The 13,046-nt window shown below is 69.9% G+C and carries 12 protein-coding genes; 3 read left to right on the forward strand and 9 right to left on the reverse strand.

All coding sequences use genetic code 11. The features are described from left to right. Positions 1-279: 279 nt before the first annotated feature. The 3 genes from OZ403_RS03160 to OZ403_RS03170 all read right to left on the reverse strand — a co-directional run bounded on the left by OZ403_RS03160 (position 280) and on the right by OZ403_RS03170 (position 2,231). Positions 280-618, reverse strand: coding sequence for a CBS domain-containing protein (locus OZ403_RS03160; RefSeq protein ID WP_174258628.1), 339 nt, complete (start codon positions 616-618; stop codon positions 280-282). A 159-nt stretch (positions 619-777) separates the two neighbouring features. Then, the gene (locus OZ403_RS03165; protein WP_140787088.1) at positions 778-1,554 is read right to left on the reverse strand and encodes a DUF481 domain-containing protein; all 777 of its coding nucleotides are present in this window, start codon (positions 1,552-1,554) and stop codon (positions 778-780) included. 50 nt (positions 1,555-1,604) lie between these two features. Beyond that, positions 1,605-2,231 carry a phenylalanine--tRNA ligase beta subunit-related protein gene (locus tag OZ403_RS03170; protein ID WP_140787090.1) on the reverse strand — a complete coding sequence of 209 codons (627 nt, stop codon included), beginning with the start codon at positions 2,229-2,231 and terminating at the stop codon, positions 1,605-1,607. A 185-nt stretch (positions 2,232-2,416) separates the two neighbouring features. Here OZ403_RS03170 and OZ403_RS03175 point away from each other — a divergent pair, with 185 nt between their 5' ends. Beyond that, positions 2,417-4,039, forward strand: a complete 1,623-nt coding sequence (locus tag OZ403_RS03175) for an ABC-F family ATP-binding cassette domain-containing protein (RefSeq protein ID WP_140787092.1) — start codon at positions 2,417-2,419, stop codon at positions 4,037-4,039. Between the two features lie 127 nt (positions 4,040-4,166). Here OZ403_RS03175 and OZ403_RS03180 read toward each other — a convergent pair whose 3' ends face one another. The 6 genes from OZ403_RS03180 to OZ403_RS03205 form a co-directional block, all read right to left on the reverse strand. Continuing rightward, the gene (locus OZ403_RS03180) at positions 4,167-4,934 is read right to left on the reverse strand and encodes a PH domain-containing protein (RefSeq protein ID WP_140797123.1); all 768 of its coding nucleotides are present in this window, start codon (positions 4,932-4,934) and stop codon (positions 4,167-4,169) included. Further along, entirely contained in the window at positions 4,927-5,505 is a 579-nt protein-coding gene (locus OZ403_RS03185; protein ID WP_140797124.1) for a PH domain-containing protein, read from the reverse strand. Before OZ403_RS03185 ends, OZ403_RS03180 begins: the two co-directional genes overlap by 8 nt. A 125-nt stretch (positions 5,506-5,630) precedes the next feature. After that, on the reverse strand, positions 5,631-7,049 hold the full coding sequence (locus OZ403_RS03190) for a hypothetical protein (RefSeq protein WP_268783443.1): 1,419 nt from the start codon (positions 7,047-7,049) through the stop codon (positions 5,631-5,633). 50 nt (positions 7,050-7,099) lie between these two features. Beyond that, entirely contained in the window at positions 7,100-8,539 is a 1,440-nt protein-coding gene (locus OZ403_RS03195) for an aldehyde dehydrogenase family protein (RefSeq protein WP_140787100.1), read from the reverse strand. Between the two features lie 38 nt (positions 8,540-8,577). After that, positions 8,578-10,029 (reverse strand): aldehyde dehydrogenase family protein, encoded by a 1,452-nt coding sequence (locus OZ403_RS03200; RefSeq protein ID WP_140873144.1) that lies wholly within the window; start codon positions 10,027-10,029, stop codon positions 8,578-8,580. 28 nt (positions 10,030-10,057) lie between these two features. After that, entirely contained in the window at positions 10,058-10,741 is a 684-nt protein-coding gene (locus OZ403_RS03205; protein WP_140787104.1) for a TetR/AcrR family transcriptional regulator, read from the reverse strand. 98 nt (positions 10,742-10,839) lie between these two features. Between OZ403_RS03205 and OZ403_RS03210 the strand changes: the two genes are divergently transcribed. Continuing rightward, positions 10,840-11,472 (forward strand): phospholipase D-like domain-containing protein, encoded by a 633-nt coding sequence (locus tag OZ403_RS03210; protein ID WP_268783444.1) that lies wholly within the window; start codon positions 10,840-10,842, stop codon positions 11,470-11,472. A gap of 133 nt (positions 11,473-11,605) precedes the next feature. Then, positions 11,606-12,937, forward strand: a complete 1,332-nt coding sequence (locus OZ403_RS03215; protein WP_268783445.1) for a sensor histidine kinase — start codon at positions 11,606-11,608, stop codon at positions 12,935-12,937. Positions 12,938-13,046 lie beyond the last annotated feature (109 nt).

Below are 13,046 nucleotides of genomic sequence, written 5' to 3' on the forward strand. Positions count from 1 at the left end.
AAGAACTACGCCCTGGCTGCTCATGAGAGAATGCGCACGGAATGCGCAAGACTGTTGAGCCGCCCTCAACACCCGGGCGGCGCGTCCATGCAGGCCGACGTCCGTGAGCTGACGGTGTTCCTGGAGATTGCCCGGTGCTTGAACTTCCGCCGCGCGGCGGCAAGGAGCTGGGAGTGGGGTGCCCGTCCTCCCCGGGCTTCTTCCTCTACGCCTCGAGCCGCCGGCACCTGTGGGCGTGCCGCGCGCGTTCAGCGGACGCCCGGATTCGGACCTTCCGGCCTACTGCACCCAGCGTTTGCTGGTCTGGTACACGTCCACCAGGGGGGAGATCAGGGTGATGCGCGGCCCCCAACGGGTGGCGTCCTCCAGGTCTTCATCCCGCAGGGATTTCAGTGAAAGAATTTCCGACATACAGGCCAGCGGCGCGTGCTGCCAGACCCGGGTGAGGTCGTCGGCCGTCACGTCGCCGATGAGCTCGCCGTGCACGTCGTCCACCACCGGCAGCCGGCTCAGGCCATACCGCTGCATCAGTGACAGTGCCCTCACCACCGTGTCCTTGGGGAAGAGCGTCACTGCCTTCGCCACCGTGTCCTCGCACTCCACGTACAGTTCCGTCATCGCCGGCCTCGCCACCCTGTTGTTGCCCTGCGAGGCACCGTAGCAAGACAGTTGCCAACAACCGGGGCGCTGCCCGGCATGGGCGGGGAGGCAGGCGAGGGCTGGCTGCTGTCGCCCGGGTGGCAATGTCCCTGGGGCGGAGCCGGGGCCCGGCGGGGGCTACAGCCGGATGCCCACCGTGGTCCGCAACTGGGTGTCGAGCTTGGGGACGGCCAGGGGCGGGGAGTTGTCGAAGGTGAGGTTGAAGCCGATGCCCACGGTGAGGCGTTCGTTGGGCTTCACCTCGAAGATGGTGTCGTTGAGCAGGCGGATGTCGGCGGGGTTCGTCACGCGGGGCTGGGCGTAGAGCGTCTGCACCAGGAAGACGTTCTCCATGAACTCCAGCCGCCCCAGCACGTAGCTGGACAGGCGCGGGTCGGTGCGGAAGTCCCCGGCATCCGGTTCGGAATCCCGGCGGATGCGCTCGTGCTCCAGCATCAGCGCGATTCCCACCACCAGCGTGGCTTTCTTGTCGGTCAGCACCCTCACCCGGGGCCCCGCGCCCAGCAGGGCCCGGAACTGGATGCGGCGAAACTTGTCGAACTCGTGTTGGAGGAACACCTCGCCGGAGAGCCGCTCCGTGAATCCGTAGCGGTAGCGGACGTGCTCCATCACCTTGCTGACGATGACCTCATCGGCGGCGAAGGCGTACTCCCCCCGGATGACGGCCAGCCAGGTGTGCTTCTCGCTGCGCCACTGGCCCAGCAGGGCGCCGCGCACGCTGAAGAGGTCGGTGCTGCCCGTGCGCCAGTCCGCGCCCAGGTCCACGGCCGCCGAGCGCCCCGGGCCTGTGTTCTCGTCGAACAGCGCCTGGACGTTGACGATCTGCGCTGCCGCGCTCGCCGCATGAAGCCACACGAGCAGCAGCACCCACCTGCTGGATTTCCGTCCCGCCATGGCCCGGGTCTGCCCCGTCGGCCGGCATGTTTCAAGGGTACCCGCGCGGTTCAGGGCAGGCGCTCCACCGTGGCCCCCGCGCGCTCCAGCAGCTCCCGATACCAGTCGAAGGCGCGCGCGGTCCGCTCGCCCAGGGCCTTGGCGCCCCAGAGCACGGTGAGGGTGCGGCGGGTGTCCGCGTTCGTCTTGGTGCGCTGCGCGTCCTTGACGGCGTTGGCGCACGGGCCCTCCGCGTCGAAGAGGCACAGCAGGCCCGCCAGGTCGATGCTCTGCCCGGACGCATTGAAGACGTACTGTGCGCCCTCCGGGGCCACGCCTACGCGGAAGGGGGCGGCGGCCCGGTCCAGGTCCACCACGCTGATGGGCAGGCCGCTGTGCAGGGACACCGCGTTGCAGGCATCCACGGCCAGGTTGATGGCGCCCAGCGAGCCGTCACCCGAGGCGCGCACCAGGTACTCCGACGCGGGCTTGCCTCGCCCGGTGGGCTTGTAGCCGCCGTGGCGGAGCATGTCGCGGATGGCGCCGCGCACGGTGTCGTCGCTGGACAGGGGCGCGGTGGCGCCGGGCTTCAGCAGGGCCACCAGCCACTCCGGGGAGGGCAGTCCGCCCAGCGGCCCGGGGAAGGTGGTGGTGAAGGCCAGGGTGTCCAGGGAGGGGTGGGCGTCGATGGTCAGCACGGCGCGGCAGTCTATGCCACGGCGCGAGTGGGGGCAGGTCCCACTTCCAGCCTGGGACCGGGGGCTCCCCCGCCTGTCCGCTCCCATGCAAGAGAAGTCGCTTTCCAGGGGTTCGGAACATTCTTCCCGGGGCGCGCTACGTGGCATAAGGGCGCCGCACCCGCTTCCGGGCCCCCCGCACGCACATGATTCGTCTCGACAACATCAGCAAGCAGAACGGCCAGCAGATTCTCTTCATCGAGGCCTCCGCGGCGCTCCACAAGGGGGAGAAGGTGGGCCTCGTCGGACCCAACGGGGCCGGCAAGACGACGCTGTTCCGGATGATTACCAGCCAGGAGCACCCCGACGAGGGCCAGGTCGCGGTCGACCGGGGCGTCACCATTGGCTACTTCAGCCAGGACGTGGGTGAGATGGAGGGCCGCAGCGCCGCCGCCGAGGTGATGGACGGCGCGGGCCCGGTGAGCACGGTGGCCGCCGAGCTGAAGGAGCTGGAGGCCGCCATGGCCGACCCGGACCAGGCGGACAACATGGACAAGCTCGTGGAGCGCTACGGCCTGGTCCAGGGGCGCTTCGAGGAGCTGGGCGGCTACGCGCTGGAAGGCCGCGCGCGGGAGATTCTCGCGGGCCTGGGCTTCAGCCAGGAGATGATGGACGGCGACGTGGGCGCGCTGTCGGGCGGTTGGAAGATGCGCGTGGCGCTGGCCCGCATCCTCCTGATGCGTCCGGACGCGATGCTGCTCGACGAGCCGAGCAACCATCTCGACATCGAGAGCCTCATCTGGCTGGAGGAGTTCCTCAAGAACTACGACGGCGCGCTGCTGATGACGTCGCACGACCGCGAGTTCATGAACCGCATCGTGAACAAGGTGGTGGAGATCGACGGCGGCTCGCTGTCGACGTACACCGGCAACTACGAGTTCTACGAGCAGCAGCGGGCGATGAACGAGAAGCAGCAGCAGGCGCAGTTCGAGCGCCAGCAGGCCATGCTCGCCAAGGAGCTGAAGTTCATCGAGCGCTTCAAGGCGCGCGCCTCGCACGCCGCGCAGGTGCAGAGCCGGGTGAAGAAGCTGGAGAAGATTGAGCGCGTGGAGCCGCCCAAGCGGCGCCAGACGGTGCTCTTCGAGTTCCAGCCGGCGCCGCGCTCGGGCGACGACGTGGTGAGCCTGAAGGGCGTTCACAAGGCCTACGGCAGCCGCACCATCTACGAGGGGCTGGACTTCCTGGTGCGCCGCACGGAGCGCTGGGCCGTCATGGGCGTCAACGGCGCGGGCAAGTCCACGCTGCTGAAGCTGGTGACGGGCTCCACGCAGCCGGACACGGGCAACGTGGCGCTGGGGGGCAGCGTGAAGATGGGTTACTTCGCGCAGCACGCCATGGACCTGCTGGACGGCGAGCGGACGGTGTTCCAGGCGCTGGAGGACGCCTTCCCCCGCGCGGGTCAGGGCTCGCTGCGGGCGTTGGCCGGCTGCTTCGGCTTCTCCGGTGACGAGGTGGAGAAGAAGTGCCGCGTGCTGTCCGGTGGTGAGAAGGCCCGGCTCGTCATGGCGAAGATGCTCTTCGACCCGCCGAACTTCCTGGTGCTGGACGAGCCCACCAACCACCTGGACATGGCGACGAAGGAGATGCTCATCACCGCGCTCTCCCGCTACGAGGGGACGATGCTGTTCGTCTCCCACGACCGTCACTTCCTGGCCGCGCTGTCCAACCGCGTGCTGGAGCTGACGCCCGAGGGCATCCACCAATACGGCGGCGGCTACACCGAGTACGTGGCCCGCACCGGCCAGGAAGCGCCGGGCCTGCGGAGCTGAGGCGCGTGGCGGTGCTGCCCGGCGGACCGTCTGGGCAGCGCCGGGCCTGCCGCGTCCCGTGGCCGCGTGGCCGCTGCGAACAGAGGCCGCGGTCCAGGCGCGGGGACGTCGCCCGTGCCCGACGGGCTCAGGGCTCCGGTGGGCCCCGTGCGGCCCAGGTGCTTCGGAGCCCTCGGACCTCGGCCAGCAGCTCCTTCGCCGCGCCGAGCGTCTCGGCCGAGGGAGCCGTTGAGGGCGGCAGGGCCGGCTCGGCATGCTGCGGCTCGCCCAGCCCGGCGTCCCGGTGCATGCGCACGCGCGTCATGATGACGTCGCGAATCTCCTCGGGATTGTCCACGCCCCGGAAATGGGCCTCGTGCAGGCCTTCGCGGGTCGACGCGTCCGCGTCGTGCGAGCCGCTGTTGCCGCCTCCACCCGCCGTCTCCACCTTCACGTCGGAGATGCCGAACAGCCGCTGAAGCGGGTTCTGCCGGATGGAGACCTGCTGGATGTTCGCGAAGGTCATCGTCTTCTCCTGAAGCGAGACGAGCCCTTCCCGGATGCGCAGGCTGCGGTCGGAGAGGATGTACCAGCGGTACTCGTAGTCGAGCCAGGCCACCAGGAAGGTGATGGGGACCTGCACCGCGAACGCGAGCCAGGCGAACAGCTCGACGGCGAAGAAGACGGTGTCCGCATACGCGTAGGGGATGTGCGGGACGAACCGGTGCTTCACCGCGACCCAGGTGAAAATCAGGCCCACCACGACGCTGGCCTGCCGCAAGCCCCAACGGAGCAGTTGGAGCCGGCGATAGGACGGCGCGGAGCGGAAGACGCGCACCGCGGCCCCCTCGGGGATGTGGGGCGCGGGGGGCACCTTCAGCAGGCGCAGGAGCCAGGCAGGCGCGGCGTCAGACATCCTGCTTCTCCCGCGTGTCGCCGGCGCCCAGGCTCAGCCGCAACGCCCGCACCTCGGAGGCAATCTCCCGCAGCGTCGCCGCGAGCTCATCCGGACCTCCCGGCGTGACGTGCGACGCGTCGTTCGCGGGCACGGCGCGCTCCCGGCTCCCGCGCATCCTTGAATAGAGGAAGTCCCGCATGGCCTCGTGAGCGGGAACGCCCTCGATGGTGATTTCCGCCTGCGAGTTGCCGCTCGCCGTCTGGATTTGGATGCGCGCCAGCCCCAGCCAGCGCTCCACCAGATTGCTGGACAGGTGGATGTCCTGGATGCGCGCGTAGGTGAGGGACACCTCCCGCCTGAAGAGGATGCCCCAGCGGACAGTGATGCCCTCGGCGTCCAGCGTGTAGCGCAGCGTCTGGTACTTGAAGTAGCGGATGAGCCCGAGGATGGGGAAGCCGGGCCCGGCCAGCAGCGCGCTGACGAGGTAGTAGGTGAGCAGGCTGCGGTGCGGCTGCAGCACCGTGGGCAGGCGCGACAGGAAGCCCCCGTCGCGGGTCGCGGCTGTGAGGGCGTGAGACGAGTCGGTCATGGACGGCCGTGCGGGCTGGTGGCGATACGGACGGGCGCGGACGTGATTGCACCGGCCCGCCCGCGATTCTGCGCCCAGGGGAGGGGGACGGCCACCCCCTCCCAGGCATATCCACTGGCGGTGAATCAGAGCGGAGAGACCGTCGCGCAGCTGGGCGTGTCGCTCTCCGCGGTCCGCCGCGCCAGCGACTTCGGAGCCGCGTCCGTGTAGGGCGACACGCCGAGCACCAGGCACGTCCGGTACACGAGGTCGCGGCTCGCGGGGAACGCGTTGATGGGGAGCGAGGCGCCGGCGTTGAAGTACACGGAGCCCAGCGCGGAGCCGTAGAACGGGCTGCTGCCCCAGGCGAACTTCTTGCCCGTCACCGCCGTCGCGGCCGACAGGCCGCTGTACTGCGCGGACTGGAAGGGCCACTCGCCAGCGGAGAAGCCCCCGCTGAGCAGCGCCCGCCCCGAGGCCGCCCGCGTCGTCCCGTTGTTGAGGCCGTAGCCGCCGTACACCAGCCCGGTGTCCTGGCCGAGCTTCAGCTCGACGAGCCCCAGCTCATACAGCACGCCGGAGGTGGGGTGCCGCGCCAGCAGCGCATGGTACTTGCGCGTGGTTCCGATGGGCTCGTTCCACGTCCAGTTCGCCTCGGTGGTGAGCGCGCCCGCGGCGGCCACTCCTGTCGTGAAGTGGTGGAGGGAGTCACCCCACTGCACGTTGTTGAGGGTGGCGCTGGCGGCGGCGTCCGCGAACTCGACGACGCCGTAGGGGCCTCGCATGTCGAAGGACAGTTGGCCAGCGGTGGCCTCACTCAGGTCCATCCGCGTGTCGATGCGCGGGAAGTCGGTGCCCTTCTGGAAGACCCACTGGATGGTGACGGGCACCATGAACTTCTGGTGCGCGGCGTCCGCCGACGCCGTGGCCTCCGTCACGTTGGCCATAGCGGCGCGGGTGCCCCACTTGGGATACCGCAGCGTGAAGCGGTGGCTGGCGGAGGTGGACGCCGCGGAAATCTCCGAGCGCGAGGCCTCCACCGGGAAGCCCAGCCCCAGCGGCGAGTCGTCCTCGCCATGCCGCCCCGCGATGGTGCCGGACGTGCCGTTGTCGAAGGAGCGGTACAGCTCGTGGGCCACGAAGTAGCCGAAGCCCGCTTCGCCTCCGGCCGTGCCATCCACCGTCACCGTGCGCCACTCCGCGCCAGCGGGCACCTGATACGTCATCTGCACCGCATAGCCGCCGTTGCCAGCGGGAGACTGCCGTTTGAGGGACACCGTGCGCGGGCGTCCCTGGGCGTCCGTCCAGGCGTAGCGGTCCACGGGGATTCCCGCCACCGTGGTCGTCTCGTGAGAGACACCATCGCCCTGCTCGGAGGTGGGCTCGGGGCCGGCGTCCGGGGTGCCACTATCGGGCGTCCCGCTGTCGCCGCTGCCTCCGTCCGTGCCCGCGTCCGTCACGCCGGCATCCTCCGGTCCCTCCCCTGGGCCACCGCCGTCGCAGGCCCCCAGGGCCAGCGCCATTCCCAGCCAGAGCCTCGCGAACCGCCGTCCATTCTTGGTCATGGACACAGTTATCCCGGAAAACGGGAGACTTGTGCCAGGGAGGCCCGGCCCTACTCGAACAAGCGCCCCGCCAGCCGCGCCAGCTTCTGCGCCTTGCCCGTGAAGGGTGGGAAGAACAGGTGGACCAGGGACGTGCGCCCCTGGCGCAGCACCGCGCGCTCATGGCTGAAGGTCCGGAAGCCCGTCTCGCCGTGATACGCGCCCACGCCGCTGGCGCCCACGCCGCCGAAGGGCAGGTTCGGATTCACGTTGTGCAGCACCACGGTGTTGATGCACGTGCCGCCCGCGCGCGTCTCCCGCAGCAGCCGCTCCACCGTGGCCTCGTTGTTGCTGAACACGTAGAGCGCCAGGGGCTTTCCGTCCTCGCGCACGTGTGACACCACTTCGTCCAGGGACTCGAAGCGCAGCACCGGCAGCACCGGCCCGAAAATCTCCTCGGCCATGATGGGCGTGTCCGGCGTCACGTCCGCGAGCACCGTGGGCGCGATGTAACGCGACTCCGCATCCACGCCGCCGCCCGCCACCACGCGCGCGCCGGCCTCCACGGTGTGGTCCATCAACCGGCGCACCCGCGTGAAGGCGCTGTCATGCACCATGCGGCACAGGTCCAGGCTCGCGCGGCGTGCCTCCTCGGTGCGGCCGTAGAAGCGCTCCAGGGCCGCCTTCATCGCCTCCAGCAGCGCCTCTTCCTTCGACGCGTGGACCCAAACGTGGTCGGGCGCGATGCAGGTCTGCCCGCCGTTGAGGAACTTGCCCCACACCACGCGCTCGGCGGCGGCCTCCACGTCCGCCGTCTCATCGACGATGACGGGCGACTTGCCACCCAGCTCCAGCGTCACGCTGGCCAGGTGCTTCGCCGCGGCCTCCATCACCCGCTGGCCCACGCGGGCCCCACCGGTAAAGAAGAAGTGGTCAAAGGGCAGCCGCAGCAGCGCCTCGCCCACCTCTGGTCCGCCTTCCACCACCGCGACCTCTTCCGGAGGAAAGACGTCCTTCACCAGCTCCGCGATGAAGCGCGCCGTGTGGGGCGTCTTCTCACTGGGCTTGCACAGGACGGTGTTGCCCGCGGCCACCGCGGCCACCAGCGGCGACACCAGCAGGTGGAAGGGGTAGTTCCACGGGGCCATCACCAGCACCACGCCCCGAGGCTCGTACTGCACCAGGCTGGACGTGCCGGTGAGGAGCAGGGGCGTGGAGACCTTCCGGGGCTTCATCCACGTCTTGAGGTGCTTCTGGATGTAGGCCAGCTCCATCAGGACGGGGAGGACCTCGGTGGCCTCCACCTCCGCGCGCGGCTTGCGGAAGTCGGCGTGGAGCGCCTCGGCCAGGGCTTCTCGCCGGGCGACGAGCAGCGTCTTGAGCTGCTCCAGCCGGGCCAGCCGTTCCTTCACGCCGCGGTGCGCCACCTCCCAGCGATGCGCATGGAGGCGGTCGAACGCCTCCTGCACGCCGTCCGGCATCCGTGCTTCTTCCAACTTCACCACGCGCATCGCCTGGCTCCTTCCGGAGGTGCCCCGGCCTGGGGTGCCTACTCCATCAGCCGGGTCGCGCGGGAGGCCAATTCCTGCGCCTTCCCGCGATACGGCGGGAAGAACACCGAAGCCAGCGACTTCATCCACTGAACCATCACTGCCCGCTCATGGCTGAACGTCTTGAAGCCGAAATGGCCGTGGTAGTTCCCCAGGCCACTGGTGCCCACCCCTCCGAACGGGAGATTGGGGTTCGCGAGGTGGACGAGCACGTTGTTCACCACCGCGCCACCCGACGTGGTGTTCTGGAAGATGTCCTCCACCGCCCGCTTGTCCTGGCTGAACACGTAGAGGGCCAAAGGCTTCCCGCCCGCGCGGATGTGCGCGTAGACCTCTTCACGGGACTGGTAGGTGAGCACCGGCAGCACGGGGCCGAAAATCTCGCCCTCCATCACCGGGCTCTCCGCCGTCACGCCGGACAGCACGGTGGGCGCGATGTAGCGCGAGGGCCCGTCCGCCTCCCCGCCCACCTCCACCTTCGCTCCCGCGGCCACCGAGCGGTCGACCAGGTCCTTCACCCGCCGCCACGCCACCGGGTCCACCAGCCGCGTCAGGTCAGGGCTCGCCTGCCGCTCCTGCTCCGTGCCGCCGTAGAAGCGCGTGATGGACGCCTTGAGCGCGTCCAGGAACGCCCGCTCCTTCGACGCGTGCACGAACACGTAGTCTGGCGCCACGCACGTCTGGCCGCCGTTGACGAACTTGCCCCAGCACAGGCGCTCCGCCGCGGCGGCGACGTCCGCCGTCTCATCGACGATGACGGGCGACTTGCCACCCAGCTCCAGCGTCACGCTGGCCAGGTGCTTCGCCGCGGCCTCCATCACCTTGCGGCCGATGCGCGTGTTGCCGGTGAAGAAGATGTGGTCGAAGGGCAGCTCCAGCAGCGCCTCCGCCGTCTCCGCGCCGCCTTCGAACAGCGCCACCTCGTTCTCGGGAAACACGTCCTTCACCAACTGCGCCAGGAAGCGCGAGGTGTGCGGCGTCTTCTCGCTGGGCTTGCAGATGACGGTGTTGCCCGCGGCGATGGCGGCCACCAGCGGCGACACCAGCAGGTTGAAGGGGTAGTTCCACGGCGACAGCAGCAGCACCGTGCCGCGCGCCTCGTAGCGCACGTGGCTGGACGAGCCCGCCAGCAGCATCGGCGTGCCCACCCGCATGGGCTTCATCCACGACTTGAGGTGCCGCACCGTGTGGTTCAGCTCCTCCAGCGTCGGGTGGAGCTCCGTCAGTTCAACCTCCACCGCGGGCTTGCGGAAGTCCGCGTGGATGGCGTCCGCCAGCTCCGCGCGGCGGGCGATGATGGCCTCGCGCAGGCGCTTCAGCCGGGCGATGCGTTCGGCGGCGGTGGTGCGGGACATCGTCCAGCGGTGCGCGCGCTGGGCTTCGAACACCGCGCGGATGCGCTCGGTGTCGGCGGCGTGCTGCGTGTTGGCTTGAGAAGTCGCTTCGAGCATGGGGCTCTCCAGGGGTGGGGAAGGGGACTCAGCGGGACTCCAGCCCGCGAAGAAGGGTGGTGAGGGCCGCCGTCAGCTCGGCGGTGAAGTCGACGCGCAGCGGCGCCAGGTGGGGCAGTGCCTCCAACACCTCGCGCGCCACCGGGGCCACGTCCGCCATCTGCCGCAGGCCCGTCACCAGCGCGTGAAGGTGGATGAAGAAGCGCGGGCCGTCTCCGGCATGAAGGAAGGGCAGCCGCTGCTCCACCCGCGTGCCCGCGCGGAGCAGCGCCGCCAGCAGCCGCTCCTTGAACGGGCGGAGCTGCTCGGCCGTCACGTTCTGCTCCAGCACCGTCTGCAGCAGCGCGAGCAGCCGCGTCAGGGCCTCCTCGCCCTCCAGCGACTCGGCCACCGTGCGCGCCAGTCGGGGCCCCGTCCAGGCGGAGGTGTCCTCCGCCAGCAGTCCGTCCAACCGGGCGAACCACGCGAAGAGCAGGTCCTCCAGCAGCGCCAGGAACAGCGCCTCCTTGGTGGGGAAGTAGAGGAACACCGTGCCCTTGGCCAGCAGCGCCCGGCCGGCCACGTCCGCCATCTTCACCTCGGCGTAGGACGTCGCCTGATACAGGGCCAGGGCCTCATCCAGGATGAGCCGCCGCCGCGCTTCCTTGTCCTCGTCCTTGCGAGCTCGCTGGGGCAGGGCCCGCTTCGCCTTCGCCGCTGGGGTACTGACCATGACGCATGGATGAATGACCCACGGTCATTCGTCAAGTGACTGAAGGTCATTTGTCCGCCAGGTGGCCAGGTGAGGATATGTGTGGTGGAGTGCGCGCCATGCGTCCCATCGAGGCGGAGCTCCTGTCGGGCAGCGCGCTGTACCGGGAGGTGGTGTTGGAGAAGCTGCTCCACGCCCGGGAGTCGGTGTGGATGGCCACGGCCAACGTGAAGGCGATGCTCGTGGAGCACGGTGGCCGCTTCGTCCCGCTGGTGGACGTGCTGGACACGCTCGCCGCGCGTGGAGTGGCGCTGCGGCTGTTGCACGCGGAGCTGCCGAGCCGGCCCTTTCGCGCCGCCTTCGACAGACAGGCGCGGCTGGTGGCGGGGGGCCTGTCGCTCAAGGTCTGCCCGCGCGTGCACTTCAAGGCGGTGGTGGTGGATGGCGCCTGGGCATACCTGGGCAGCGCCAACCTCACCGGCGCGGGGCTGGGCGCCAAGGGCGACTCCGCGCGCAACTTCGAGCTGGGCTTCGTCACCGAGGACTTCGACGTCATCGACCGGGTGACGGCGCTCTACGAAGCGGTGTGGAGCGGCGCCGAGTGCAAGGCATGTAAGCTCCGCGCGGTGTGCCCCGACCCCATTCTGCCCGCAGGCAAGCGAGCGCCCACGCCGCGCCGTCCTCGCGCGGCTGCCCCACGTCTGGGCAAGGCGCGCCGTCTCCAGCGGGGCGCGAAGGCCGCCACACGCTAGGTTTGTCACACAGCGCGTAGGGGGCGCCCGGCGCGGCTGGCAGGCGTCCGGGACTCGGGCTGAAATCGCAGCCCTTCCGCTGTACCGTTCCGCCGCTACTCGCGCGCTTTTCGTCCCGCATCAGGAAGCCCCCGTGCGCCCGGCCACCCTCTCCGCCACCTCACCTCCCGAGTTGGAGTCGCAACTCGAGCTGCGGCGCCGCAACTTCCTCCTGTGCGCCGCGGGGCTCGCGCTGTCGCTCGTGATGCAGCCGCTGACGCTGGGTCAGGTCGTCACGCAGATGCTCTGGGTCCACCTGGGCTGGTGTGCCGCCTTCATCTTCCTGGGCGTGGCGGTGGGAGCCCGGTGGCTGTCGCCTCGCACCAGCGGCCTGGCCGCCGCCGTCGTCAGCCTGGTGGGGCTCACGCTGGACATCCACTTCACGGGGGGCATCTACAGCCCCTTCTTCCCCTCGCTGTACGCGGTGCCGCTCATCATCTGCGTCTTCACGCCGGGGCACCGCCGTCCCACGCAGCTGGCCAGCGCGCTCACGTTGGTATCCATGTGGGTGACGTGCTGGACCTCGGGCGCGTCGCTGCAGGTGGCGGTGTCGCAGGGCCTGTCCTTCGCGTTCGTGGCGTGGGTGTCCGTGCTCGGCTCGCAGACGTTCCGCCGGTTGAGGGACGCGGAGCGGGCAGCGGACGAGGAGCGGGTGGTGGCGCTGGAGCGCCTGGCGGAGAGCGAACGGCTGCGCGCCCAGGTGGACCTGCACCGCGCGGAGATGGAGCGGCTGGCGCTGGTGGGGCAGCTGGCCGCGGGCGTGGCGCACCAGGTGAACAACCCGCTGTCCTATGTGAAGTCCAACCTGGGCTACCTGGACGAGGAGCTGCGCGAGCCGTCGCCGGACGTGGAGGACCTGCGCCGTGTGGTGGACGAGACGCAGCAGGGGGTGCTGCGCATCCAGCAAATCGTCACGGAGTTGCGCGACTTCTCCCGCGCCAATGCCCAGGACGAAGAGGCCTGCGTGGTGGCGGAGGCCCTGGCGAAGGCGCGTTGGCTGGCGTCCGCGGAGCTGCGTGGCCTGAGCGAAGTCGTGGAGGACGTGCCACCAGACCTGCCCCGCGTGCGCATGGGCCTGGGGCGGTTGGTGGAGGTGCTGGTGAAGCTGCTCCTCAACGCGGCCCAGGCCGCGGATGACGCGCGGCCTCGGCGCCCGGGCCGCATCATCCTTCGCGCGCGGACGTTCCAGGATGGCGTGCGGCTGGAGGTGGAGGACAATGGCGCGGGCATCCCCGAGTCCATGCTTCCTCGTCTCTTCGAGCCCTTCTCCGCCGTTCCTCGCGCCAAGGCCGCGGGGCTGGCGCTGTCGGTGTGCCGCGACCAGGTGGAGAGCGTCGGGGGAACGTTGTCGGCGGAGAATCATCCCGACGGTGGCACCCGCTTCGTCCTCGATTTGCAGCCAGCGCCGATGCCCGCGCCCGTCTGACGCGAGCGGCGCCGTGTGACGGCGACGCAGGTCGCGCTGGACCTTCAGCCTTCGTGGCGACGGAGCCCGGGCTCGTCGAAGAAGTCCCGGGGCGAGGCCTGGTCCACGA

Source organism: Myxococcus sp. NMCA1 (genome assembly GCF_026810205.1).
Taxonomy (GTDB): domain Bacteria; phylum Myxococcota; class Myxococcia; order Myxococcales; family Myxococcaceae; genus Myxococcus; species Myxococcus xanthus_A.